Origin of the sequence: Paraprevotella xylaniphila YIT 11841 (genome assembly GCF_900683745.1) — a bacterium.
Taxonomy (GTDB): Bacteria; Bacteroidota; Bacteroidia; order Bacteroidales; family Bacteroidaceae; genus Paraprevotella; species Paraprevotella xylaniphila.
In genome coordinates, this window is record NZ_LR215980.1 from 3,509,485 (window position 1) to 3,534,602 (window position 25,118).

Sequence of the window (25,118 nt, forward strand, 5' to 3'; positions counted from 1 at the left end):
ATGATTTACAATCTTCTTAAACGCATACAGAACCTGTTGGCTTCCAAGCCGTCCGGGACAAAGGAGGAACAGGAAATCCTGAGTCTGGTCAGCCAGGCGCTTCCTGCAATGCTCAATGGGCATGATACGGAAACACTTGCCGCCAATGAGCTGCTGGTACGGATATGCCCCGACACCAAACGGCCGGTCCTCGTATGCCATAACGGCAACGGGCAGTGCCTGTGCCTGCACAATGGGACGACGGAAGAGGATGCCGTCGACGTGGACTTATGGCTGCGTTCCAACGGTAGAGAGTGTAACGGCTACAACAAGTTGCAGGAGGCTGTCGTGGACCTTGCCTACAATGCCGGGGCGGACAACCTGTGGGAGGACAGGGACTCCCGTGCCGTCAATGCCGAGATCGTCCAGTGGGCGGAAGAATTCGAGACTGAGCATGCGGGCACTGATTGGGATGCGGAGGACTACTTCCTTGCCATCGACAGGTTTTACAAGGAAAAGACAAAACAAATGAATCCGGTTACAATACCGGCGAACTGAAAAAATGGCAACCGAATGGACAAGGAAATTGCAGAAGAAATCATCCGGGAAAACCGTTATCCGTCCGGATATGACATACAAGACTATCTGTTTGACAATGAGGATACTGTGCTTCCTCTGGAGGACGGAACGGAGCTGCTTGATGACTTCGACCTCTGGAAAGAACGTTCCGACCTCGAACTTGAAAAAATCATGGACCGGAACTACTGGTCCTCGACTGGTGGATATTAGATTAAAAACAGGAATATAATTATGGTAAGAGAACTTTATCAACGGCTCAGGGAATATTTCAACAACTTACCCGAACCGACAGAAGAGGAAAGACAATTTATCCGGGAGCTGAACGCCGGGTATTTCCCTATCACGTCCGTCCACCGCGATGACCTGGAAGGACAAGGTTTCGATGTGGAAAAGATCAGCGATGACGACATGCAGAATCTGGCGGAAAAGATGGCCGACGATTACTGCGAACAGTTGTTCTGGCCCAGCATGGAAATCATTGCCGGAGAAATCCTGAGTTTCCCGAAAGTAAAAACAAAAGACATTATCTGTCCGAAATGCAATTCGGAAAATATCCGTTATGATATTCACGAAAGTCGGTTCCACTGCGGCGAGTGTTCCCTGGCATGGGATGACAAGTTATATGCACTCGTGGAATTTCCCGAGGAAAGTGCTCCTTTCGAGGAAGAAGGAACCGGTTATCCGGCATGGGGAAGCGGGGAGAACGGGGCGCTTTACGTGCCCGAGGAAGACTATATACGCCATACCGGCAAATCTCCCGAACGGGACAAGTGTTACCGTGCCGTGTGTTGGCCGGACTCCCAGAAATACATGGGAACGAAAGGTTGTGAACCCATACAGGATGAAAACGGGATACGGGATTTCGGCACATCGGCATACTGGGTGCCGCTGCTTCTGACGGAAGAAGCGGCAGAGCGACGAATGGACAAGAAAAAGGTACCGGTATGCCCCGAATGTGGGGGCACAGATATTGACATTCTGAGTGACGAGGGCGTGGCCGTATGCAATGACTGCTGCCTTGAATGGCCTTACGCGGAGGATTGAGAATGGAAACGGTAGATGTTTATACGGAACGAGGCGACCTGGTCACCTGTTCCGATTGCGGCAAGGTGATGCTCCTGCCGTATGGAGCGGATAAATGTCCCGCCTGCAAGAAAGAAGGTTGCCTGGTATGGACGGACGAAAGCTTGCGGGAAGCCGACATCGACTCCCTGCTCGAGAGGCACTGTAACCTGCACCAGAAGAGCGAACTGCAACCGGAGGAGTATCTTTCACTTTCCATACTGGTGACCGAGTATATTCCATATCTGGCCGATAAACCGCAGACAGCGCGTGAAACCCTGTTCCTACTCCTTGAAACCGGCTCTCTTTTCGAGAAATACTGGCGGGATACAAGATGCTTCCAATCCGAAAATATCTACACGCCCGCCATCAAGACACTGCTTGACAAACTGGACGTGAAACTGCGAGAGGGCGACACGATTCCGGTAGAATACCAGGATTGCCGCTCCCTGGAGGACTTCTTCAGGGTCGTTGCCGGCGAGCGTCCGGCAAAGGAAGAGGTATCGTTTTCTTCAGATAAGGAGGGAAACTATTATTTCAACGGACGCAAGGTCAAGGTGGAAAATTCTGACGAGTACGCCTACCGCCTGCTGAAAACCAAAATACAGACGAGCTACCGGCGTCCGGTAGATTTTTACTTCCGCTTCCTTGCCCGTTTCGGACCATACGGAACTTATGGCAACGTGTATTACCCGAGTATCACGGACCTGATATGCAGGCGTTACCTGCCTGAAACCGCAAAATGAATTCCGGAAAGGCGATGGACAACGGTTCACCGCCTTTCTTATTGTATAACTTTTTTAATATCAATCATTATGGCAACAGCATTAGCAACAACGGCCGCCCCCGTGCAGTTCGATTTCCAGAACAACAACGTCGAGGTGATGACGCTCGACACGCTCCGGCGCACACACAAGGAAAATGACATCTATGGCAACCCGCTCAAGGGAATCTACCATTACGAGGTGATAGAGCGCATGGCGGACATCTGCCAGAAACACAACCTGAATTACGAGGTGGAGGAAATCTTCGCCGCCCAGAACAAGAACAAGGCACAGCCCGGCGTGGTCGTCCTGCTCCAGGTGGAACAAAAGTACGGGGCGATGGCCGTCGAGGCGCATATCCTGCGCCGCGTTTATACGACCATCCGCATTAAGGAATGGGAAACGGACGAGCTGACCACGACGCTTGTCATCGCCTTCCATCAGGACGGCATCCAGGCGGCCATCGGCCCGTGCGTCAGGGTGTGCCACAACCAGTGCATCCTCTCCCCCGAACGCAGTGTGTCGAACTACGGGAAAGACAAAGTCACCACCGAAGAGCTTTTCGGTCGTGTAGACGAGTGGCTCTCGAACTTCGAGGTACAGATGAACGAGGACAGGGAACGCATCCGCCGCCTGAAAGCGAAAGTAATTACCCCGGTGGAGATGTACGCCTACATCGGATTGCTGACAGCATTGCGCGTATCGCATGACAGTTCCGACAAGCGTCTTTCGTCCAAGGTGGAGACCTATCCCCTGAACCAGTCCCAGATTTCCATCTTCACCGAGGACCTGCTCAAACTCACCGAAGAGAAGAAGACGCTCACGGCGTGGGATATCTATAACGTGGCAACCGAAATCTACAAGCCCGGACGTACGGACATTCCGGCCATGATTCCCCAGAACGGGGCGCTGGCCGAGCTGATGCTCTCGGAAGGGTTGCCGGAATCTTAAAAGGCTGCCACGTGACAAGAATCAAGGGACAACTGACGACAGCCGACTACCTGCCCATAGCGGAATATAACAGGCTGGTCCGCGGGCTTGAGAAGGACGGCGAGTACCTGTGGGAGACCTACTGCTGGCTGTCGTTCTGCACGGCATGCAGGGCCTCCGACGTGAGGACCCTGCGCTGGAAAGACATCTTAGGAAAAAGCACCATGACCCGCATCGAGCAGAAAACAAAGAAAAACCGCCTGATCAAGTTCAACAGGGACGTGCAGGAGAAGAACCGTTTCCTGTACGAGATGCTCGGACAACCCGCCCCCGAACAGTACATCTTTCTCAGCCCGCGTACCGGGAAACCTTACTCGCTGGAATACATCAACAGGCTGCTCAAGGTATTCAAGGTAAGGTACAGGCTGCCGATCAGGGCATTCTCCACACATACCTTCCGCAAGACTTTCGGGCGCTATGTCTACGAGCTGATGGGACGCTCGGCCGAGGGCCTGATCCTGCTCAACCAGATATTCCGCCATTCCAACCTGGAAACCACCCGGCGCTACATCGGGCTGGCGCAGGAGGACATCGACAAAGTGTTCGATTCCATACGTCTATGAGAATATTTTCAACGATGCCCGGAACCCGAGCGGGAGGTTCCGGGCTATGCTTTATATAACATATCAAAATCAGAACTGTAAATGGACACACCGATATATATCGACACATACTTCCGCGTCGAGTCCGGCTATGACGGCGGTCGCATGCCGGAAGAGAAAGCCGGACGCTTCTTCGACGAGGTAAAGCGCCTTTTCACGGAAACAGGGTTCAGCATCAAGGAAAACAAATACAAAGACGGTTGTCCCGAGGTGTATCTCGGAAAGACATGCCTGTACTGTCATCCCCAATCGTTATCGGGCCCTGTTCTTAAAGAGCACATGGAGCTTATCGAGAAGATTCTGGCACAAGGAACGACCTTCCGGTACCTACGTACTGACACTTACGGCGAGATTCTCGACCTGACGGAGGAGGAAGAACTCGCGTATTACCACAAGACTCATGACATGACTATCGGGGGTGTCTTTCTCGACGCCTTCCGCACCAAGCGCCGGAACCTGTACAAGAGCCGGGAGCAGGTGCTGGAAATACTCGTCGAAAAGCTGCGTGTCAAGACACTCCGTGGGAAGTCCGTTTATTCGAACACCTCCCCGGCATACCGTTATATCAGGGAAATGTACGGGAAAATGGTGTCCGAAGGACGGCTCGTCGAGGGATGCAAGCAAACCGCTTCCGGGAAACTGCCGCTCTGCCGCACGGCAACCGGCAGGGAACTGAAAATGAAAAGACGGGAAGACGACAGGACGGAATGACACGCGGTTCCGTACCGGACATGGCCGGATACCAGTCCGAAGACTTCTGTAAATCATAATTTTCAAGCCGGACTGTCAATCGAAAGAAGGACGACCCGGCTATACTTCAACAACAAGAGATAGCACTATTATGAGCATACAAATCGGAAAACTGTTGCCGGACGGCAGTGTCCGGCACATCAAGGCGCTCCATGAGACGCTTTCAAAAGACCTTGTGAGGAAACTCCGGGTGTTCTATCCCAATGACAGACGGGTAGATGCCCTGCTGTCGCTGGGCGACATACAAAAACTGGGACCGTCACCCTATGGAAAATGGACAGGAACCGGCGATACCGTCCACTGTTTTTCAAAGATCCGTGACGGACGGGAAACACCGCGGCAATCCGCATCACGCATCGCGGACAACGCAGACATTTTCGGCCGCATGGAGGACACGTGCCTCCTGTTCGATAACGGCAGATGGCATGTCATGGACAAGGGAGAATACTGTGAACTGCCGCTCTTCGTCGAAGATACGCCCTCCCATGACAGCATGAAACCGATCACGGTATATGTGAACAACCATGTCCGACTCGAAAAGATAAATACACCGCAGCACTGGCAGGGACTTGAGGAACTCGCCGAACGGGAATCCAGGATACTCTATGTCTACCGGGGGTGCCGCCTTGTGAGAATCGTCCGTTCGTCCAACCTTAAAAAGAAACTGTATGCGGCACAATAACATCGTATCGGCCATAGAATGGCTGCCGGAACACCTGTTCACGGAAGAGATCGTGGAAGCAGCCGTCGAAAGCAAGGAAATAGAGGTGCTGAGCCATATTCCGGGACGTTTCCTCACACCCGGACGTATAGAACGAATCATCGCGGGCAGCACGGAGAGCTGGCACAGCTTCGAGCTGCGCAATATTCCGGAGGCGTACCGTTCGGGAGCAGTCTGTGACTACGCCATGCGCAAAAAAACGAAGAATATCACGGCCGTTCCCGAAGCAATGGTTACCCGAGAAATGGCAGAAGCGGTCATCCGAAACGGACGCGGGGATTTCGACATTCTCGCCTTCATACCTGAACGCCTTTGGGACGCACAACTGGCATACCTGGCCTTGCGCAGCTATATTTACGACCCGTATTACACGGACAGCAGGACAGACGCCGTCATGAAAACGGGGCTTATCCTCGGATATGTCCCCGTTGAGGTAAAGACTCAAGAGTTCTATTACGGGATGCTCGACGGGATGAAAATATTGAGCACGGTTACCGATGCCGTCGTGCCGTCCCGTTTCAAGACTGCGGCATACTACCGCAAGATGGCGGAACATGACCTCTCGCTTGTTCCCGCCCGGTTCTATTCCTATGAGATTCTCCATGCGGCTGTCTGTTCGACCGAAGGAAAAAACTTCATCACAGACCCCCAGTTTTTCAAGCCGTTGTCGGTATATCTGGACGACATGCTGGCGGACCGGCTGATGGAGAAACACCCTTACATGTTCGGGGAGTTGCCGAAGCGGTTCAAGACACCGGAAAGACTGGTCATTGCCATCGATAACAGCAAACGGGAGACGAACTGCTATATCGACGAGGAAACTGAACAATCCCTGCTCTCGGTGGAAGTGTGCAAGGCATTCATCCGAAGAAACGGCAACTGTCCCGAATTTCCTGAAAATGTATGGACGCGGGAATTTGTCGACTACTGCATGGAGCACGGGACGTGTTTCCGCTGGTTCCGCCAGATGCCCAAAAAGTTCCAGACCTACGCGAACACGCAGGCGGCGTATGATTACGGCCATCACCATATCTGTGACTTTGCCAAACGGTTCATCACCCCACAAATGGCGAAGGAGTGCTACCGGGAGCGCAGTTATGCACGTGCCATCCCCGGACATTTCCTCACGGAGTTCTGCCGACAGACCGGACTGCCCGAGAAGTTCTACGGCGGGGAAACCACGATGCTGTCGCTGAAAAACAGCCGTGACGACTATACTTACTGCAAAGTCGGCAATACCTGTCTGGCCTTTTACCTGAAAGAACAATACGAGCCGTCCTCGGCACATCTGATGATGACGCGGTCGGATTCAAAATACTGCACACCGGAGAAGGTGTTCGACGTGCCTGTCGGAACCTTCCACCGCACGTGGCTGGAAAAGATCGTGGCGGAAAACGACCCCCGCTTTGTCAAACCCCGTGTGGACAAAGCGTTGAAAGCCGTACAGGCGGTCTGCTATTACGGTGTCGAGAAGTTGAAGGACCTGAACCGTACGGAAATCTTCCGCAACACCTTCATGGGCGAGACCATCGGTTACTGCGCCCGCCGCAGGGACCTGACCTACCACAGCGACAACTGCGGGACCCTTATCGAGGGCTTGAAGTTCAAGATCCGGGGAATGGCTGTCCCCGTAACCCTGGCGGAAGACATGACTCCTTATACGGCCGACATGCTGCACCGGAAGTTCGGCTTCTGCTATATCGGAATGACGGCATTCGCCACGGACTACGGCCTGGACATGGAGAAGGCATACACCTTTGCACAGATGCGCCAGATCGTAAGGGAGAAAGGGCACAAGCCGTCATTGAGAAACTACAAACGTGAACTGAAACAAATAAACATCATACAATGAAAAAATACCGGATAGCTATCGAAGAGACGCTCCGTAAGGTCGTGGAGATCGAGGCGGAAACGCCCGGTCTGGCCGTCTGCAGGGCGGAAGACGAATACAATGAAGAGAAACACGTGCTGTCAGCCGACAATTTCGCAGGAGCTGACATCGCGCTCTCGACTGATGACATCACGGTCATGGAGACTCTGGAAGACGTGGGTTTCATCGGATACGTGCAACGCCGTTTTGAGGAATGCCGGGAGTCCATATCCGTCGAAGACAAAGTCCGGCTGGCATTCGGAAGTTTCGACAACGCCCTGTATGAGTTCGGCGAATACCGTAAGGAGGCGGCCCGGAACCGCCCGCAGGTCTACCTGCTGTACCGGAGCGATGCCTGGCACAACCGTTCTTCCATGGAGCTCATAGCCCCGTTCTCCTCCCTCGAAAACATGATGGAGTACCTGCGGCGTAAGAAGAAGGAATTCCGCCTGACGGAAAGTGATCTGGAAGAGTTCAAGAACAACCGGCAGACGAAGGGGCGCGGCGAAAACTACCTGTACGAGTCGGATTATCTGGATGTGCTGCCGGAACAGGAACCCGAACTGCCGCCGAAAGATGACGCTTTCTATGACAAGGTTTTCACCTGCGGGCAATCCGAGCTGTCACGCAGGGAGTTGGAATCTCTGCCGGAGCCGTTCGATACCTACCATGTTACGGACGAAGAAATGGAACAGATTGTGTACGAAACGGAAATGGAGACACGGGACCGGCTGCGGCTCGGTAAAAGAAAGCCCATAGATTTTGACAATGACCGCCATAGTGAAATCTGGTGGGAAGAAATGGAAAAAGCAGTGGTAAGGCACGGCGTACCGTACTACGAGGCCGAATAACGAAAATAGAACCTGTTCATCACATGCCATAATGATGACGGGCCGTCGCGGCTACGGCTGCGGCGGTCTTTTTTTTTCAAAACGAGGTGAGTATTCCACCCCTTATACAAAACGATTACCTACTCTTAAAAAAACGGATTTATGAAACAGACAAGACAGGATTTCTTCACGGCGAACGGGGAAGGAATCAAAATCATGACATTTACGGAGTTCGCCCGGCATATCCTGCGTATGGAATGCGGGGAAAGTCTGGAACTGTATGCCGTTGTGAACCGGCAGACACGGGAATGCTCCCGGCCGCTCTCTGTCAGAAAGGAACAATGGAACGGTACGCCCTTTTACCTGCTCGGCGGGCACGGGCAGGAAGTCCGTACCATCAATTTTGCGGGTCGTCCGAAAGAGGAGTTTGAAACGACCTGCCATGATGCCTTGGACAGCTACGATGCCGTGGAAAGTATCGGGGCGGTCGTGTCAAGACTGCGTGAATTATCTCCTGAAGAACTGCATAAGCGGATTGCGGAAGAGATGAAGACCGGCTGTAAATACCTGTTGGTCTACCGCAGCGAGGAGGAGATGACGGCCGCACTCGACGGCAAGATATACGCCATCAGCGATACGGACGGCAAATTCCTTTGCGACCTGTATCAGCCGGATTATCTCCATCTGGAAAACGGGGGCGATATTGTGGACACCGCATCCATTCCGGACATGCATTTCCATTCCGATTGGGCAATCGCCAACCCCACGGTACGCGACAAGGTGCTCTCCTCCCGGATGGTGATTATATATACCCACGAAACGGTAACGCTATGATAGAGATTGGCAACAGGATAGAAACGCCGGAAGGTGTGTTCTATGAACTGGAATACGGAGGGGAAGGAAACATCTACAAGAACGAGGATGCCTTTCTCAACCGCCCCGATGAAGTGTGCTATATACCCGAATACGCGGCAGAAGACCGTGAGGACTGGCGTGTGCCGGAGAGCAGTGACGGCTGTTTCACGCATAACTCACTGCTCGCCCTGTGCAAGGGTAATGAAGAGGTGTGCCAGGATCTGTTTTACAGCCTTGAATGGACGTACCCGACCACCTTGCTGGAAGAATGGGACTCGAACGGCTATTTCGATGAGATCGAGGGCTGGTATGACAGTAACGATTAAATGGAACGGCATATCATGGACAGGAAATACAAAATCACATACTCGGGAAAAATCACGGGCAAGACCCCGAACTACATATTGAGCCTGCGGGCGCATCTGAAAGGCATTTTCCCTGAAATGGAACGGTATGGTAAGGAAGAATTCGACCACGTGCTTCATTGCATCAGCTCGTTCATTGATGATTTTACCTTCAAGGTACGCAATTCCCGATACCGGGGAGACATCCTGAAAAGGACTATCAGTAACGACTGCCTGAAAGTGTTCAACCTGGGTGACGAGAAAGTGATACTGACCGTCTCCTTCACCCCGCTGGAAACATGAAACCAACAATATGACAGATATGGATAAAATACAGAAAGACAATGCGGAGCCGGGCAAAGCCCCGGACAAAATGAGCGCCGACAAGCTGCATCTGTTCGCCACCCAGTACGCCTTTATCGACGGACGGCTGCACGAGGCCGAGCAAGCCATGCTGAAATTCATGCTGGAGTTCCTGGCACAATATGGCCGCGTATCACTCGGCCTTACAGAAGAGGAGGAACTCGATGACAACAACTTCCCCGTCACGACAACCTTGTACGGGAAGCACGACACGCCCCGTATCAAGCTTACCGATGTCTACCTGACGGATGACGGGGAATATCTCCTTGCTGACGGAATAGATGCGGAGACCGGGGAAAAACGGGACGGATTCTATATCTACAGCGAACAATACGCCGATATCTTCCAGTTCGTCGGCCACGCTTCGGAGATGAACTGACGAATGAGGAACAACCATAAAACGAAATATCAATGGACTGTATCAAAGATTTACAAGACGCCATCCGCAACATTCTCGTGAACAACGGTCTTACGGAACTCTGTCTGGGAGAGCCTGACGAACTGGACGATCCCACCTATATCATCTGGTATGACAGGCACTGTGAGCCTCACGAAGACCCGGTATTGAAGGTTTGCCTTGAAGATGAGGGCATTGCCGTTGAGGTCGAAGCCCGCAGTTTCGGGAACACGATAACCGTCTACGATTATGACATAGACCGTATTGAATGGTGGAAAGGCATTCATGCCAATATTCTGGAAGTGCTGGAGCGTGACGGCAAGCGCCGGTGTCCGGCCTGTGGCAGGACGGTCAAGGAAAAGCAGCTGTATTGCAGTGCCGGATGCCGTGATTTCATGACTCCCGGACCGACCGTGGAGCAGGTCGCGGAAAAAGCCAACCGGAATATCCGCAAACTGGCAAGCCTTGCCGCCGGAAAGGACAAGGCGTACCGGAAGCGGCTGATAGAGAAATATACCGTCGGCCTGTCATAGGCCGGCTTTGTGACACTAAAAAATGTATGATATTATGGCAACAAGAACCATCTACCTGACCGTACGGCTCGATATCGACAACCCGAAGGCCGATGAGATAACGGACGAAGAGGTTGACGAAATTATCAGCGAAGTGGACTATGAATTCAAAAATTACGGGGACTATGAAATCGACACGGAAATCTGCGGGAAAAATGACGAAGGTGGTCTTTAGACGCTATCCCGACGGACAGGTCATCGCCCTGTTCCCGGACATACCGTGGAGCGGACGGCGGGGTGAAATAACCTCCTACATGCATGTCGGCCAGCATGGCGCAGCCGACTATGCGGGCGTGATCGCCATGACACGGCCAGCCCATGAAAAGGAGTACCGCAACCCGCTTTCCGAACTGAGAGCCATCGGTTACGATGACCTACACATCATGCGGCGTGCAAGACCGAAATTCATAAACAGCTAAAAACAAATCTTATGTCTCATAAACCGAATGCCGTTCCTGTCTTGCAGGAGGGAACGGTCTATACAATTATACTTGACAACGGACGAAAGGTCCACGACGTAATCTATCATGCCTGTGTCGCCTCCGGCAAGTCGTATTTCGCCAAAGGCGATAAGACCTATCCCGCCGAAAAGGTGCGGAACCATTCAATCACCGGACATGCCGCATCGGACGGCTCTAGAAGGAACGGCACACCCAATCCCGACCGCTTCGCCATCACGGATGAAGTGTGCGAGGTCGTTGATGTAGTTACCACGCCGGAAACCAATCCGGAAATGTTCCGGTGTCGTGTCAAATGCCTGATGTATTCAGGCCTGTCACAAGCCGAGGCTGAGAAAGTCATCGCTTCAACGCCACTAAAGCTGGAACTCTTCTACGACGTAGGCCGTGGCAGTTTCGCTATTGACGCCGAGGCAGTTGGCAACACACCGCTGTATAATCCTTACACGGGAAAGGAAATCCCGGATGAAACTTAAGCCGAACTACATCGAATATGAGAGAACTATATATCAAGAATCTCTGCATCGAGATTACCCGACGTTGCAACATGCGCTGTACCCATTGCATGCGGGGAGATGCCGAATCCGTGGATATCCCTTTGAAACATATAAGCAACCTGCTGCGGCATGTCAGGCATATTCGCCATTTCAACATCACGGGCGGCGAGCCGTCGCTTAACGTCCGGGCCATCCGCCATATCCTCGAACGGGTACGCGCCTACGGTATTACTGTCAATGACTTTTATATCGTAACCAACGGCTCTGCCACATCCCGTTCGGAGGAATTCATAGAAGCCTGCGCCGCACTGTACGAGTACCAGGAGGAAAAGGAACAGGACTCCGGCCACATGCTCGAAATGAGCGACGACCGCTTCCATGATCCGGCAGAGCATGCCGCCACGCTCGCGGCACTTTCCCCGTATCCCTTTTTCGGAGTCCGGGGACAGGCCGAGCGTATCTTCCTTTTCCGGGAAGGCCGCAGCACGGAGGGGTTTCCGAACCCTGTTCATGGGATTTATCTTACGGAGGAGAACTACGTTTACGGCGACCTCTGTCTCAATGCTGAAGGCATGGTTCTCTCCAACGGGGACCTGAGTTATGCCCGCCAACGGGAACATGCCCTGTGTCCCTGCGGGAAACTGATGCAATATCTCCGGATGACCTTGAAAAAGCGTCAAAAAGAAAGATTGTACGAATAAATACACAAATCAAAAAACTTATGTCAATCGTATGCAGTATCTGCGGCGGCACTGGAGTGAAATGTACCGCCGTCATCGACCCGAACACCAGACAGTTCCTCGAATTTACCCGCAACGCCTTGTCGGACGGCCGGTGCAGCCAGTGCGGCAACGTTGCCCTGACCGACCCTGACGAAGTAAAAGCCGGGCTGGACAAGCTTTGGACGGAATATACGGCGCGGCATCGTGCCGCCCCTAACTACATCTGCTGCGACATTGTCCGGCATGGTGATTACGACGGGTGTGAAAAGGCGTATATCCGCATCGGAGGCCCGTCAGACGTGGTCGAGAAGTATCCGGTCGTGGCCGTGTGCCGCGACCTCGAAGAGCTCAAATCACTTGCGCTCCCTGACCCGACGCGAGAATTTACCCTCATGGGAATTCAAGGGTTCGAGTTCCACGACGTGTTGGAAAACAAGACCTACGAGATCGGGGTGGACGACCTGAAAATTCCCGTCACGACGAAAGAGGTGCTGGACTTTTACCCGGCGGAACATCGGCTGAAAGAAACGGACATCGAACAATATGCCGCGGCTTACACGGCCCGTATCAAGGCGTACAGGGAGTATACCCGTCAGCTCGACGCCACACTCGTGCGGCGGCTTCTCGACGAAGAGCGGCTGATGAAAGTCGGCGAGAGCGACGGTTTCCGCTTGAAACTCCATTTCGACTGGTTTGTCATTTTAAAGCGGGAGAACGAAAGGATGTACGCGCCTTTCAAATACGCTGTAAATGCTTATTGTCTGGATAATATCCAAACTTTCGACCGTCGTTATGTCACGCTCGAAGATGCCTTGCTCCACTGCCTGAACGGTTTCAACGAGAACGCGAACATTCCTAACCGTTACAAGTCCATCGGGCATTACCTGTCGGGGAAATCCTGACGACGGGCAGTGTATCGACGGGTTACCGGAGGCCACGGGTGCTTTCCCCTTGACCGGAATACCGTCGGAACAAGTAACAATGTAACCAAAGAATAAAAAATATGATGAATGATTATAAAATCAAGAACATTCTCGAATCCCTGAAAGAGGAGGTCGAGAACGGGAAGGTATCCCTGCGGGAAGCTGCTGTCGAACTTCATAAAGCCGGCTGGACGAATTTCATCGACATCGACGCCACGAGGAACCTACTGAAGACCCGGAATGTAACGGGGAACGGAAATGTCCCGGGAGTTTCCGACATGATGGGAAAATACCGCGAGATGAAAGCGGCGCACCCGGATGCCCTGTACATTTTCCGAAACGGGGAATCTTGTGAATTGTATGAGGATGATGCCATCGCCGCTTCCGGCATTTTGGGCATTGCCACCGCCGAACGCGTCGACGGGCAAGGGAAAGGCGTCAAGGAACTGCGGTTTTCTTTTCGTGACCTGGACGTGTATCTCCCCAAACTGATACGCGCCGGAAACCGGGTGGCTGTCTGCGAACCGAATCAAACCGGTTCGGGCAAACGAGTTTGATAACCATTAAATAACAAATATTCAAAACCCAAAGACACATGATAAAGATAACAACGATTTTCGGCGAGGACGCCGTACGGGAATATGAAGAGAACAATGAACTGCCTTCTGAAGAATGGCTGGCGGATAACGGGGGCGTCGTGGACGAGAAAGAGTTCGAGACTGAGGCGGAGTACAATGCCTACATCGCCGGGGTAAACGATGCCGACGGATGGAGTGATTATCATATCATACGCCACCGGTCGGAAGAGGCGGACACCTCGAGAGAGGAAAATCTCTGGCTACGTCTCGGAATTAGCGTCCGGGGCAGCCGGGAGGACATCGAAAGGATTCTAAACGGGGACACCGAAACCCTTCGGAAACTGCTCGATGCCGGACGTTATGGGATTGGCGGAGAGACCTATGTCCCTGGTTCGACCGTCGAGGGGTACAACGAGGACCACGACACGGAGTTCGAGGAGGAAGACGTGGAGTTCCATTTATAATAAAACCACACCATCTGCAATAATGATAACAGTAAAAGTTCTACTCGGTAAGGATACTGTAAGCATATACAGGAAAACCGGGGATATCTCGTCGGTGGAGAGCACGGCCGAATCCGGGGGATATGTGATAACCAGACATTTCGAGACCGAAGCTGAATACAAAGCCTACGCAATGGCTGTGGAAGACCTGGACGGACATGAAGACTGGCAGATGCTGGCTCCTGCCGTTACGCCGGAAGCTCCGTTCCGCAAAGGGGAATTTGTCCGGCTGACAGACGATGCAATTAAGCGGATACGTGAAAGTTTCGGGGACGGACCGGCTGACTACAGAAAGGAAATGATTTTGGAGGTGATTGCCTGGTGCCGCTATGAAGGCACATGGATCATTGAAGTCCGAGATATCCGTGAAGACGATACTCAGGAGTTCGATGCCGTTTTTCTGCGCCCCTTGACGGCACGGGATCTCGTGGCTATTTCCGCACCCCGACACCCGCTATCCACTGCGATATATCCTATTCACATCCGATAACTTAAATGATGCATGATGGAAAATATATTCATACTGCCCGGAAACGAACAGGAACTGTTTAACCGGTATTTAGATAACAACGAATACGGCCCTCTGAAAGAACGGCTGGAACTGGTCAGGAAAGCCTTGAGCAACAAGCTTTCCCCGGATGAACGCAATAAGCACGGGCTGAACGTGGGTGTGCATGAACTGTCCATGGAACGTAAGGAACTGGAAAGAAAGATATTCCAAATGGCACTCAAATCCTTTGCAGAACGGGTTTGTGACGAGCAACGCGCTCTTTGCGAACAGGGGTTCTGGCAGGCACCGTGCGGCAAAGAGGCGGAATATATCTCCTCCGCTCCGGTTCCGGACCTTGTAACGGACGTGAAGCAGTACAAGACCATTTGCCGCTGGTGGGAGAAGCTGTCCGATACCAGGAGGCTGAAGGTAGCGGCGATGTTTGCAAACGAACTGGGACCGATATACGGGCACGACACCGAAACGCTGGAACGGATTTATAGCCGCTGGTTTCTACTCTCCTTAGATGGCAAACAACGCATCTACCATTCATGGACCACAAACGAAAAACAGACTTCACCATGCCATACAAAAGCTCGGGAATAATCATCAGCGGGACACAATATGACCGCAGGCAGAAGCTCACTCCTTTTCAGAAGGCTGAAATTTTCCACCGTTACATGACAGAAGCTGTCAGCCAGCGCCAGCTTGCCCGGGAATACGGTGTCAGCCGCAGGCTGATAACCTTCATTGTGAACCCAGAAAGCGAAGAGCGGAACAAGGAACTGCTGAGAGAGAACAAGGCAAAAGGCTTGTATAAATATGACCGGAAGAAACATACCGAAAATATACGCAACCACCGTCGTTACAAACAGAGATTATTTCAAGAAGGTAAAATCATACTAAAAGATGGATAGACAATGAGAATACAGGAGAAACAAAAAGCGTTGGAACAGGAAGTTATAGCCAACCTGTGTGCGATACCGAAAATGCCGGAAAATATGTTGCCCCATACGGTATATGTCGAGGAGGAAGGGGAAGACGGGTATGGCCACGGGATACCGGTATACACCATGTACCGGTTGGAGGAGATACGCACGGACGGAAGCTGCACGCTTTACAACGCGGAAAGCCGGGAGCGTTTCACCTGCCGCCACCTGCATGAGATTAACATGGACTGGCTGGTGACAGTCTGGGAACGTTATCTGGAACTCTGTGTCGAGCAGGATATCTGGAAAGGGAATGCCGTTGCATTCCTGAAAGACCGTACCGGCAAACCGGAAGAGGAAATCATTTCATTCGTGGAAACCTCGTGGGACAAATGCCAGGCTTATACAGACAACCTCAAGGCGTTTCTTGGGGAAGATAAAGACCGGGAAATATGGATATTCTCTTTCCCGCTGGACGAATTTGAACGTGACGTTCCGGCCGGGAAAATCATCGTTGATTACGAAAATAACCCCGCAACGCGGGTTGAGAAGATGACACCGCTGGAATTTACGGCCAACATCAATGATGAATGTTTTGATGACCGGAACAATTGGGTAAGAGCCATTGAACTTCCCAAGCAGGAATAATAAACTATTTGAATCAATAAATATGATTACAAAAGAAAACATTGGCAACGAGACCTTTGAGTCTATGACCATCAATGACACGCCTGCATTGTTTACGGATATGCGGATTGACCGGAATGCCGTTCCGGAGGGACTGTACGCATACGATATCCGGGAGTCGGATGACGGGGACCGTCTGGCGACCATCGAACCGACGGTGATGGTAAATCATGGCGGAACCATCCTGACCAGGAAAGAGTTTATCACGGAAAAGGACGGCTATGTACAGATTGACGAATACGGTTTCGAGGACTCCATGACACTGGAAGAGTGGCTTGAGGAAAACAATTAAATGTATAAAGGATATGGATATTAAGGAACTGACAGAAAGGTATCGGGATCGTTTCGATGCCCATTACCTGCAAGACGATAACGGAACCGGCAGAAAAGGTCGGAAACGGAAAAAGGAAGTTGAGACCCCGAATTTTCTCAAGGATGTTATCCGGCCGATCCTGGACACTTTGCCGGACTTGTTGCCGGAGTACGGGTTCACCAAAACTACGGATGATTACGCCATGTACGGCGAGTATTACCGTATCAAGGCGGGTATCGTCCTCGTGGGAGGTTTTTCCATCGATGAGGATTTTAACCTGTACTTCACGCCATTGTTCCATGGCAAAGCCTGCGGTAAGAGTCACAAAATCGACAGCATCGGACAACTCGTTGAAATCATCCGCGAACAATTTGAAAGAAGGGAGGTGAAGATGAAAGGATAGTTTCATGCAATAGACATGGGTCGTTCCGTAATTTATTGTATATTTGTCAGATGAAGAAAGTCTGTATATGTATTTCGGACGAAAGCCCGGCAGTTGAACGGATTACAGGCACTTTCATGTTTGGCTGACATCAAACCTAATATATCTATTTGATATGAAAAAGGAAGAGATTATTCGCCGCTGTTACGGCGGCATGAAGGAAAGGCATGGCGTGGAAACCATCATCCTTTTCCATGTCGGAGATTCATTCGAGGCGTATTTTGATGATGCCGAAACGATTACCCGGATCACGGAAGTGCCCCGGTTCAAGATGACGGCGGCAGGTATACCTGCCATCAGGATTTCCGACGCCGCCTTGGAAGAATGTAGAAACCGGTTGCTGGATGCAGGATGCAAGGTATGCGTGTCCGAGGTCCGGGGGGTATCCGGCCGCCACATTCTCAAAATCAATGAAACAAATACGGAAACGGGCCGATGAATTGATATTGATAGCGGCAGCAATAGGTCCTTGGACACTGTTGGTGGTAGCGGTATTAATCATCGGAACGCTGAAATGCTGTCTGACCACGGACTCGGACAGCATTGACGAAAGTATCAACAAATCACCGGGGATAGTCGCGCATGTCATGGTACTGGACAGTACGGATAATGGTTTTCGGGTGGTTTATGCGACGGCTGAGCCGGTAACGGATGAAAGGTTTGCCGAGATATGCGACAGGCCGGGTATTCTGGAGGGGTTCGAGAACCTGAAACGGAAAGCTCCCGAACACTTTGGCGGCAACCTGCTGGAAACCGACATCTGTGACTTCGCGTTGTACGCCTACCGGTTTCCTATCGATAAGGACGTACGGATACACAATATCTTTGTCGCCGGTAAAGAGAAAATGGACTTCTATGTCCGGAACAACCCGGACCTGCCCGGGTGCGCTACATGGATGCACCACGGTACGGAACAAGGGAACCAATATCTGAATGCTGACGATATAAATCACTGTATACCCAACGGAAGGCGGATTTACCGTTATTGGAAATGCCGTTATCTACTGCAAACTTCTGATACTGACGAGCGTTTCAGTCATTTTACAGAGGAGGAAAGGCTGTACTGAATGCAGCCTTTTCTCTATATATATTACACATAACCATCTGAAAATTAATAACTAAAACGTTTTGTTGGCGTGAAAAATTGGCATATATTTGTATGGAAAAGTGACCCATTGAAAACAGATTGTCAATTGAAAGCAATAGATTGAATATGAAAGAACAGTAATATGACATCGGAAAAATCGCAACTGAAGTTTGCGAGATCGGAAGAGACGGGCGAACTGATAGGGTTCGTTTCGCGCCATTCCAAGACACGTAAATTGATGGGAGTCCGTGAAGACTCAAGATTCGGCAAGCAGATTTGTGTCCTTTCGGAAGACCTGAAAGGAACTCTCGAGCCAAACATACTATACTCGGTAGAGTTGAAACCCATGCACAAAGCCAACGGGTATGTAGTCGTTGCCGCTACCCCCGTGTTATTTCAGGCGCATGTGGAAACAGTGATCGTCCCGAAGACATTGTATCAAGTAACTGTGACGTTCGGCAACAAAAAGATTTTCTTCGACCCGAAAGACGGCAAGAGCGTAATGAGCCGCACAATAGACGGTGTGCTGGAAATCCTCAAGGGACGCAAGGATATCAAGTACAAGGAAGGTGTCATCACCGACTATCTGAATCAGGCGCGTGCTCTGGTACGACGTATGGAATCCGACGGGTTCATCTATACGGGAGACAGACATCAGGGAGGAATTCAATGAAAGAAAAACCGGTCGTGGGTATTGCGACCGACGGTGCCCATTCTGCAAAAGAGAGGTTGACACGCTTCCGGGCTGTCGACCTCTCTTCAGGAAAAGAACTCTTTTCCAAAGCTATCGGTAACTGGACGAACAATATCGGGGAGTTTCTCGGCATTGTCGAGGCGGTCAGATATGTCATGGAACATCCGGAAAGTCCGCGAACAATCTACTCGGACAGCATTACAGCCATCACGTGGTATTGTAACAAACAGACAGCCTCTTCACGCAGATGCCCGGCATTGCAGAAAGCGGAGATATTCCTCAAAGTGATGGAGGCAAGAATCAAGGACATCGAAGTGCTGCACTGGGACAACCGCCTGTGGGGTGAGATTCCTGCCGACTTCGGAAACAAATAACAACATCAATATGGCAAAATTAAAATCACAGTCACAGAAATATGTTGAGCTGAAGGAGGAAGACTACCTGCTGCTCATCGAGAATACCATCAAGATGGAAGCCCTGAAGATTGCCGGTATCGAAAAGATGCCCATATACAAGGCTATGGAACATATCCTTGAACACGAGCACATCGACCTGCTCGTCAAACCCGTTTCAAGGAGATATTCTTGATTTTTTTAGGTGGACAATAATACACCCCACAAGCAAAATCAATGCTTATCAGTACCAAATGATAGTATATAATAACAATTAATGTAAATCAATGCAAATCAGATGATTAAGAAAGTGGCGCATGTACGGAATTATCTATACCATACATGCGCCACTTTGCTCTATACACTTTTTGATTTCCTTGATTGATAAAAGAAGGTTCTTTTCCAGTGTTTTACAATCCGACTTTTTTATATACTTTTGTCTTCAGTATCAGTTGGTTATTGAAACCCTCTATGTATGCTTATAAGTAGAGATTAGCTTTTTTAAGCGAAACTAACTACTGGTTATCAATCAATTATCAAACAAAAAAAGTTTGCCCAAAAATGGCACAATGCCATTTTGGCGTGATTTCCGCATCTATAAAATGACCGGATGTACACCATAGCATGCTTCCAAACCAAACCGTAAAATACAAAAATGTCACCCAGTGCTTCATGATATAAGGCATTTGTTACAAAATTAGCAAATTGATTTGAAAATATCTATTTGAACGGGAAGATTTTTCTCCAAGACTTGTTTCTGCGCTTCACGATTTATACCCTTGTGGGTGCTGTGGGTGCGTTTTTTTGTATTGGAGTTACGAATGTTTACATAGATATTTAATTAAGTAAAGTCTTGCGGGATAGTATTTTGTTCTTAAACACAATAAAAAGTTTGCACTGGCATTTTATGAAAACCATAAAGTTGTTAAGTTAGACGAATTATTTCCGTAAACATTTGGATTTACCTGCTTCTTTTCTGACCTTTGGAAAAGAATAAACGATAAAAAGATAGAACTTATGGAGCAGTTGTCGGATGTAGGCTTGATTGGGCTGGGCGTTATGGGAGAAAACCTTGCGCTGAATATGGAAAGAAACGGGCGTAGGGTCTCGGTGTGGAACCGGACTGTGCCCGGCGTGGAAGAAGGTGTTGCGGAACGTTTTGTGGAAGGACGTGCTGCCGGAAAGCAAATTCTGGGCTTTTCGGACTTGTCAGAGTTTGTGGCATCTTTGAACCGACCGAGAATTATTATGATGATGGTGCGGGCAGGTAATGCAGTGGACGAACTTATCGACCAAGTGAGTCCTTTTCTGGCAGAGGGGGACGTTTTGATAGACGGAGGTAATTCGGATTATGTGGATACTGGACGGCGGGTAGCTGCTTGCCGCGCTCATGGATTGCTGTTTGTCGGGGCAGGAGTTTCCGGCGGGGCAGAGGGAGCCCTTCGGGGGGCTTCCATCATGCCGGGCGGAGCGAAAGAGGCTTGGCCGTTGATTCGCCCTCTTTTACAAGATATGGCTGCAAAGGCAGCCGACGGAACCCCTTGTTGTGACTGGGTGGGGCCGGACGGAGCCGGACATTTTGTTAAAATGGTGCATAATGGCATAGAGTACGGTGACATGCAACTGATTGCCGAAACCTATTTCCTGTTGAAACGGGCCGGTGGAATGGACAATGAACGGATGAGTCGCTTGTTCGGTCGTTGGAACGAAGGCCGCTTAAAAAGTTATTTAGTGGAAATAACATCCGAAATCTTGGCTTATAAAGAAGCTGACGGTGGGTATTTGGTGGATCGTATTCTGGACGTGGCCGGGCAGAAAGGTACGGGACAATGGTCGGTGAAGAACGCGCTCGAATTGGGAGAATCGTTCGGATTGATAGCGGAAGCTGTTTTCCAACGTAATATCTCTACGCAGAAGGAACTGCGTGTGGAGGCGGCACGTGTATATGCTTCCCGGTTGGAGGAAGAACCGTATGCTTCATTCTCGGCTGATGAAGTAGAACAGACTTTGTTTGCCTCCAAGTTAGTGGCTTATGCTCAAGGGTTTGATTTGCTGTCGAGAGCTTCTGAACAGTTTGGGTGGAATCTGGATTTGGCCATGATAGCCCGAATGTGGCGGGGAGGCTGTATCATTCGGTCGGCTTTTCTGGACGAACTTGCCCGGGCTTACGAGGCAGGGGGAGGACGAGGGAATCTGATGTTGTTCCCAACCTTCTCCACGCAAGTCAGGGAGGCTTTGCCTGCATGGCGTAGAGTGGTGGCTACGGCTGTATGTGAAGGGGTGGCTGTACCGGCATTTGCCTCTGCGCTCAATTATTTCCATTCTTTGACTACGGACTTTTTACCTGCCAATTTGATTCAGGCGCAACGTGATTATTTCGGTGCGCATACTTTTGAGCGGACGGATGGTGAAAGGGGAAAGTTTTATCATGAAGAATGGGTCTCACTACAATAAAATAAGGAGGAAATATGAACAAACCGGATGCTTTGACTCTTGTGATATTTGGCGCGTCGGGAGACCTGACAAGGCGTAAACTGATGCCGGCACTTTACCTTTTATATAAAGCGGGACGGTTGCCCCGCCGTTTTGCTGTGTTGGGGATGGCGCGTACGTCTTATGATGATGACCGTTTCCGTACATCTATACGTGAGGGGTTGCTTTCTTTCGTACGACCGGACGAGGTGGACGAAAAAGCAATCCATGCATTTTTGTCCTGCTTGCATTATCTTTCAGCCGATCCTTCGAAGCCGGAAGCTTATGCGGAGTTGAGGATACGCTTGGAGGAGATAGATCGGACAATAGATAATCCTCATAATTATTTGTATTACTTGGCTACTCCGCCGTTGCTTTACGGCGTGATTCCCCGCCATTTGAAGGCGGAGGGATTGAATCGGGATGGCGATGGTTTCAGGCGTATCGTCGTGGAGAAACCTTTCGGTTATGACTTGTCGTCGGCGTTGGAACTGAACCGTATTTATTTGGATGCCTTTCGGGAAGAGCAGATCTATCGCATCGATCATTTTTTGGGGAAAGAGACGGTGCAGAATATACTGGCTCTCCGTTTTGCCAACAGTGTCTTCGAGCCTTTATGGAACCGGAATTATATAGATTACGTAGAGATTACGGCCGTGGAGAATATGGGAATCGGGACGCGGGGAGGTTTCTATGACGGAGTAGGGACCTTACGCGACATGGTGCAGAACCATTTGGCACAGTTGTTGGCTGTGACAGCCATGGAGCCTCCTGCTGCCTTTGATGCTTCGGGATTCCGGAATGAGGTGGTGAAAGTCTACCAGTCCTTGACGCCATTGACTGGAGAAGACATCCGTCATTCGGTGGTGCGTGGGCAATATATGGCTTCTGAAGGCCGTAAGGGATATAGAGAGGAAGAGCAAGTGCCAACTTTGTCTCGGACGGAAACTTATTTGGCTATGCGGTTGGAGTTGAACAACTGGCGGTGGGGCGGCGTACCTTTTTATATCCGCACGGGTAAACAGATGCCTACAAAAGTGAGTGAGATTGTGATACACTTCAAGCCGGCACCTTATTCCTTGTTCCGTTGCGAAGGAGGTACTTGTCCGGTACCCAATCGTTTGGTGATACGTATACAACCCAATGAAGGGATTGTATTGCGTCTCGGCATGAAAAAGCCGGGTGAAGGCTTCGAAGTACTCCCGATGGATATGGACTTCAGTTATGCCGAATTAGGTCGCCTGCCTACGGAGGATGCTTATGCACGCTTAATAGAGGATTGTATTGCGGGCGACCCTACGTTGTTTATCCGTAGCGATGCCGTAGAAAGCGGATGGCATTTTTTCGATCCGATACTGAAATATTGGCAGGATGTGCCGGAATGCCCGCTTTACGGTTATCCGGCAGGCTCGTGGGGGCCGTTGGAGGCAGATAGCCTGATGGCTCGTCATGGAGCGTCGTGGACCAATCCGTGTAAGAATTTGACGAATACTCATTTATATTGTGAGCTATGAACATACATGTAGCGGATAATGCCCGTGAAGCGGCAAGAATGTTGCTTCGGAATATGCTAGCTGCCATTAGGCAACCTTCCGGGACAGGGGGTGAAGGCGACATGGTCAATGTTGCCTTCTCAGGAGGCAGTACACCGGCTGTCTTGTTTGATGTGTGGGTAGAGGAGTTCGCTGAATTGACGCCTTGGAATCGTTTCCGAGTGTATTGGGTGGATGAACGTTGTGTTTCTTCTGGGAACAAAGACAGCAATTACCGGTTGGCTAAGATACATTTGTTGGATAAGGTTCCATTAACTTCGGAACAGGTTTTCCGGATACGCGGAGGGCAAGAGGATGCGGAAAGAGAAGCTTTGCGCTATTCTTCGATGGTGTTGTCGCAATTACCATTGGACGGGCGCATACCAGTGTTTGATTTTGTGTTATTAGGTATTGGAGCAGATGGGCATACCTCCTCTGTCTTTCCCGGACAGGAAAAGTTGCTTCATACTTTGGCTCCTTATGTACTTAGCACTCATCCCGTCACCGGCCAACGTCGCATTGCTATGACCGGTGAAGTCATGGTTCGTGCCCGTCATACATGGTTTTATGTCACAGGGCAGGATAAAGCCGACGTTATACAGTCTTTATCCTGCCCTGAAGTGCGCAACCGTTATCCGGCTGCTTATGTGTGGCAATCCGCGCTTCATGCGGAATTGTTTACCGATATTCAGGTCATTTCACCCGTTTGATTCCTTCGTGTGTAGGAATGACCGGTTTGATGGTGCCGTCTTCGTTGAATTCCATTTTGTCGATACATACTTCGCGGTGTACGCCCGGCTGATGTTTGATATAATTCTTATTGATGCGGTGATATACGATGTACCATTCGTCTTTACCGGGAATCTGTAGGACGGCGTTATGTGCCGGGCCATAGATTTCCTGTTCGGGACGTTGGATGAGGATAACTGGATTTTTGGCTACTTCAATCGGTCCGAGCGGAGATTTGGCTGTACCATAGGCTACGTGATAGTTGGGAGAACCTGTGTCGTCCACGCTCCACAAGAAATAGTAAGTGCCTTTGCGGTAGAACACGTAAGGAGCTTCTCGGAAGGCATAATCTTGCAGCGTACCGCCTTGTGGGGTCATGAGTGTTTCCGTTTCCGGTTTGATGCTCATCATGTCTTCGTTCAGTTCTGCACCGGCCATGTAGCCGTTGCCCCAATAAAGATAGCTTTTTCCGCTTACGGGGTCTTCAAACACATCCACGTCTATCTGCTGCCCGTGTTTCTGACCTTCAGGCCGACGGTCTATGATAGGATGTCCGGCATCGGTGAACGGTCCGCAAGGATGGTCTGCGGTAGCTACTCCGATGGCTTTCCCGTTGGGCGTGTTGCCGCTGAAATAGAAGAAATATTTGTATTTCCCGTCTATTTTCTTTTCGATGATGCACGGTGCCCACGCATTACCGTCGGACCACTTCACTTGGTCGGTACCCAAGTCGAGCATGATACCCTCGTGGCGCCAGTCGGTCAAATCTTTGGAACTGAAGACCGTGAAATAGTATCCGCCCCATCCCGGAGTTCCGTCGGTAGTGGAATAGATGTAGTACTTGTTGGTTTGTTTCGCATACAGGATTTCAGGATCGGCATGAAATTCCGGGAGTACGGGATTTCCTGTCTTGGCTCTTTGAGCCGAAAGATGTGCCGGGATGCCCAGCAAACCGGCCATGGCGAGAATGGTTAATGTTTTTTTCATCATGT

Annotated in this window: 37 protein-coding genes; 36 read left to right on the forward strand and 1 reads right to left on the reverse strand. The window is 50.6% G+C overall.

Annotated elements, in window-relative coordinates:
- From E0E47_RS14805 to pgl, 36 genes are all read left to right on the forward strand, one after another.
- A complete protein-coding gene (locus tag E0E47_RS14805) occupies nucleotides 1–537 on the forward strand; it encodes a hypothetical protein (RefSeq protein ID WP_004293654.1) in 537 nt (178 codons plus the stop codon).
- A 15-nt stretch (nucleotides 538–552) separates the two neighbouring features.
- Nucleotides 553–768 (forward strand): hypothetical protein, encoded by a 216-nt coding sequence (locus tag E0E47_RS14810; RefSeq protein ID WP_130894034.1) that lies wholly within the window; start codon nucleotides 553–555, stop codon nucleotides 766–768.
- 21 nt (nucleotides 769–789) lie between these two features.
- Nucleotides 790–1,602 (forward strand): hypothetical protein, encoded by an 813-nt coding sequence (locus E0E47_RS14815; protein WP_004293656.1) that lies wholly within the window; start codon nucleotides 790–792, stop codon nucleotides 1,600–1,602.
- On the forward strand, nucleotides 1,581–2,366 hold the full coding sequence (locus E0E47_RS14820; RefSeq protein WP_004293657.1) for a hypothetical protein: 786 nt from the start codon (nucleotides 1,581–1,583) through the stop codon (nucleotides 2,364–2,366). Before E0E47_RS14815 ends, E0E47_RS14820 begins: the two co-directional genes overlap by 22 nt.
- A 69-nt stretch (nucleotides 2,367–2,435) precedes the next feature.
- Nucleotides 2,436–3,335 (forward strand): DUF932 domain-containing protein, encoded by a 900-nt coding sequence (locus tag E0E47_RS14825; protein WP_130894035.1) that lies wholly within the window; start codon nucleotides 2,436–2,438, stop codon nucleotides 3,333–3,335.
- An 11-nt stretch (nucleotides 3,336–3,346) separates the two neighbouring features.
- Entirely contained in the window at nucleotides 3,347–3,937 is a 591-nt protein-coding gene (locus E0E47_RS14830) for a tyrosine-type recombinase/integrase (protein WP_004293659.1), read from the forward strand.
- Between the two features lie 81 nt (nucleotides 3,938–4,018).
- Nucleotides 4,019–4,687, forward strand: coding sequence for a hypothetical protein (locus E0E47_RS14835; RefSeq protein ID WP_004293660.1), 669 nt, complete (start codon nucleotides 4,019–4,021; stop codon nucleotides 4,685–4,687).
- Nucleotides 4,688–4,817: 130 nt separating this feature from the next.
- On the forward strand, nucleotides 4,818–5,408 hold the full coding sequence (locus E0E47_RS14840; protein WP_018665671.1) for a hypothetical protein: 591 nt from the start codon (nucleotides 4,818–4,820) through the stop codon (nucleotides 5,406–5,408).
- Nucleotides 5,395–7,299 (forward strand): hypothetical protein, encoded by a 1,905-nt coding sequence (locus E0E47_RS14845; protein WP_130894036.1) that lies wholly within the window; start codon nucleotides 5,395–5,397, stop codon nucleotides 7,297–7,299. The genes E0E47_RS14840 and E0E47_RS14845 overlap by 14 nt, the downstream gene beginning before the upstream one ends.
- Nucleotides 7,296–8,168, forward strand: coding sequence for a DpnD/PcfM family protein (locus E0E47_RS14850; protein WP_119993140.1), 873 nt, complete (start codon nucleotides 7,296–7,298; stop codon nucleotides 8,166–8,168). The genes E0E47_RS14845 and E0E47_RS14850 overlap by 4 nt, the downstream gene beginning before the upstream one ends.
- Before the next feature lie 141 nt (nucleotides 8,169–8,309).
- Nucleotides 8,310–8,981 carry a hypothetical protein gene (locus E0E47_RS14855; protein WP_055205372.1) on the forward strand — a complete coding sequence of 224 codons (672 nt, stop codon included), beginning with the start codon at nucleotides 8,310–8,312 and terminating at the stop codon, nucleotides 8,979–8,981.
- Complete coding sequence (locus E0E47_RS14860; protein WP_018665675.1) at nucleotides 8,978–9,328, forward strand: hypothetical protein; 351 nt, start codon at nucleotides 8,978–8,980, stop codon at nucleotides 9,326–9,328. Before E0E47_RS14855 ends, E0E47_RS14860 begins: the two co-directional genes overlap by 4 nt.
- Complete coding sequence (locus tag E0E47_RS14865) at nucleotides 9,329–9,649, forward strand: hypothetical protein (protein ID WP_004293666.1); 321 nt, start codon at nucleotides 9,329–9,331, stop codon at nucleotides 9,647–9,649. It begins immediately after the preceding gene.
- Between the two features lie 10 nt (nucleotides 9,650–9,659).
- A complete protein-coding gene (locus E0E47_RS14870; RefSeq protein WP_004293667.1) occupies nucleotides 9,660–10,088 on the forward strand; it encodes a hypothetical protein in 429 nt (142 codons plus the stop codon).
- A 32-nt stretch (nucleotides 10,089–10,120) separates the two neighbouring features.
- Nucleotides 10,121–10,639, forward strand: a complete 519-nt coding sequence (locus E0E47_RS14875) for a hypothetical protein (protein WP_018665676.1) — start codon at nucleotides 10,121–10,123, stop codon at nucleotides 10,637–10,639.
- Nucleotides 10,640–10,673: 34 nt separating this feature from the next.
- The gene (locus E0E47_RS14880) at nucleotides 10,674–10,853 is read left to right on the forward strand and encodes a hypothetical protein (protein WP_004293669.1); all 180 of its coding nucleotides are present in this window, start codon (nucleotides 10,674–10,676) and stop codon (nucleotides 10,851–10,853) included.
- Nucleotides 10,834–11,097 carry a hypothetical protein gene (locus E0E47_RS14885; protein WP_004293670.1) on the forward strand — a complete coding sequence of 88 codons (264 nt, stop codon included), beginning with the start codon at nucleotides 10,834–10,836 and terminating at the stop codon, nucleotides 11,095–11,097. Before E0E47_RS14880 ends, E0E47_RS14885 begins: the two co-directional genes overlap by 20 nt.
- Before the next feature lie 11 nt (nucleotides 11,098–11,108).
- Complete coding sequence (locus E0E47_RS14890) at nucleotides 11,109–11,612, forward strand: hypothetical protein (RefSeq protein ID WP_004293671.1); 504 nt, start codon at nucleotides 11,109–11,111, stop codon at nucleotides 11,610–11,612.
- Between the two features lie 17 nt (nucleotides 11,613–11,629).
- Complete coding sequence (locus tag E0E47_RS14895; RefSeq protein ID WP_025068530.1) at nucleotides 11,630–12,334, forward strand: radical SAM protein; 705 nt, start codon at nucleotides 11,630–11,632, stop codon at nucleotides 12,332–12,334.
- Nucleotides 12,335–12,354: 20 nt separating this feature from the next.
- Nucleotides 12,355–13,257: a hypothetical protein gene (locus E0E47_RS14900; protein WP_117901650.1), complete on the forward strand. Its 903-nt coding sequence runs from the start codon at nucleotides 12,355–12,357 to the stop codon at nucleotides 13,255–13,257.
- A 101-nt stretch (nucleotides 13,258–13,358) separates the two neighbouring features.
- Nucleotides 13,359–13,835, forward strand: coding sequence for a MutS N-terminal domain-containing protein (locus E0E47_RS14905; protein ID WP_008143055.1), 477 nt, complete (start codon nucleotides 13,359–13,361; stop codon nucleotides 13,833–13,835).
- A 38-nt stretch (nucleotides 13,836–13,873) separates the two neighbouring features.
- Nucleotides 13,874–14,320: a hypothetical protein gene (locus E0E47_RS14910; RefSeq protein WP_004293675.1), complete on the forward strand. Its 447-nt coding sequence runs from the start codon at nucleotides 13,874–13,876 to the stop codon at nucleotides 14,318–14,320.
- A 22-nt stretch (nucleotides 14,321–14,342) separates the two neighbouring features.
- Nucleotides 14,343–14,849 (forward strand): hypothetical protein, encoded by a 507-nt coding sequence (locus tag E0E47_RS14915; RefSeq protein ID WP_008143058.1) that lies wholly within the window; start codon nucleotides 14,343–14,345, stop codon nucleotides 14,847–14,849.
- A 12-nt stretch (nucleotides 14,850–14,861) separates the two neighbouring features.
- Entirely contained in the window at nucleotides 14,862–15,455 is a 594-nt protein-coding gene (locus tag E0E47_RS14920) for a hypothetical protein (protein ID WP_004293677.1), read from the forward strand.
- Nucleotides 15,431–15,766, forward strand: coding sequence for a helix-turn-helix domain-containing protein (locus tag E0E47_RS14925; protein ID WP_004293678.1), 336 nt, complete (start codon nucleotides 15,431–15,433; stop codon nucleotides 15,764–15,766). The genes E0E47_RS14920 and E0E47_RS14925 overlap by 25 nt, the downstream gene beginning before the upstream one ends.
- 3 nt (nucleotides 15,767–15,769) lie before the next feature.
- Complete coding sequence (locus tag E0E47_RS14930; protein ID WP_004293679.1) at nucleotides 15,770–16,426, forward strand: hypothetical protein; 657 nt, start codon at nucleotides 15,770–15,772, stop codon at nucleotides 16,424–16,426.
- A 22-nt stretch (nucleotides 16,427–16,448) separates the two neighbouring features.
- Nucleotides 16,449–16,757, forward strand: a complete 309-nt coding sequence (locus E0E47_RS14935) for an LPD28 domain-containing protein (RefSeq protein ID WP_008143065.1) — start codon at nucleotides 16,449–16,451, stop codon at nucleotides 16,755–16,757.
- Nucleotides 16,758–16,770: 13 nt separating this feature from the next.
- A complete protein-coding gene (locus E0E47_RS14940) occupies nucleotides 16,771–17,181 on the forward strand; it encodes a hypothetical protein (protein ID WP_021891778.1) in 411 nt (136 codons plus the stop codon).
- A 154-nt stretch (nucleotides 17,182–17,335) separates the two neighbouring features.
- Nucleotides 17,336–17,659 carry a MutS N-terminal domain-containing protein gene (locus tag E0E47_RS14945; RefSeq protein ID WP_004293682.1) on the forward strand — a complete coding sequence of 108 codons (324 nt, stop codon included), beginning with the start codon at nucleotides 17,336–17,338 and terminating at the stop codon, nucleotides 17,657–17,659.
- Nucleotides 17,631–18,287 carry a hypothetical protein gene (locus tag E0E47_RS14950; RefSeq protein WP_117901651.1) on the forward strand — a complete coding sequence of 219 codons (657 nt, stop codon included), beginning with the start codon at nucleotides 17,631–17,633 and terminating at the stop codon, nucleotides 18,285–18,287. Before E0E47_RS14945 ends, E0E47_RS14950 begins: the two co-directional genes overlap by 29 nt.
- 162 nt (nucleotides 18,288–18,449) lie before the next feature.
- Nucleotides 18,450–18,980 (forward strand): hypothetical protein, encoded by a 531-nt coding sequence (locus tag E0E47_RS14955; RefSeq protein WP_004293684.1) that lies wholly within the window; start codon nucleotides 18,450–18,452, stop codon nucleotides 18,978–18,980.
- On the forward strand, nucleotides 18,977–19,375 hold the full coding sequence (locus tag E0E47_RS14960) for a ribonuclease H family protein (protein WP_008143073.1): 399 nt from the start codon (nucleotides 18,977–18,979) through the stop codon (nucleotides 19,373–19,375). The genes E0E47_RS14955 and E0E47_RS14960 overlap by 4 nt, the downstream gene beginning before the upstream one ends.
- A 10-nt stretch (nucleotides 19,376–19,385) precedes the next feature.
- Nucleotides 19,386–19,589, forward strand: coding sequence for a hypothetical protein (locus E0E47_RS14965; RefSeq protein WP_004303920.1), 204 nt, complete (start codon nucleotides 19,386–19,388; stop codon nucleotides 19,587–19,589).
- An 821-nt stretch (nucleotides 19,590–20,410) separates the two neighbouring features.
- Nucleotides 20,411–21,847 (forward strand): decarboxylating NADP(+)-dependent phosphogluconate dehydrogenase, encoded by a 1,437-nt coding sequence (gene gnd, locus E0E47_RS14970; protein WP_130894037.1) that lies wholly within the window; start codon nucleotides 20,411–20,413, stop codon nucleotides 21,845–21,847.
- Between the two features lie 14 nt (nucleotides 21,848–21,861).
- Nucleotides 21,862–23,379 (forward strand): glucose-6-phosphate dehydrogenase, encoded by a 1,518-nt coding sequence (zwf, locus tag E0E47_RS14975; RefSeq protein ID WP_130894038.1) that lies wholly within the window; start codon nucleotides 21,862–21,864, stop codon nucleotides 23,377–23,379.
- Complete coding sequence (gene pgl / locus E0E47_RS14980) at nucleotides 23,376–24,107, forward strand: 6-phosphogluconolactonase (protein ID WP_130894039.1); 732 nt, start codon at nucleotides 23,376–23,378, stop codon at nucleotides 24,105–24,107. Before zwf ends, pgl begins: the two co-directional genes overlap by 4 nt.
- Here pgl and E0E47_RS14985 read toward each other — a convergent pair.
- Entirely contained in the window at nucleotides 24,091–25,116 is a 1,026-nt protein-coding gene (locus tag E0E47_RS14985; RefSeq protein ID WP_130894040.1) for a family 43 glycosylhydrolase, read from the reverse strand. The genes pgl and E0E47_RS14985 overlap by 17 nt on opposite strands.
- Between the last annotated feature and the right edge of the window lie 2 nt (nucleotides 25,117–25,118).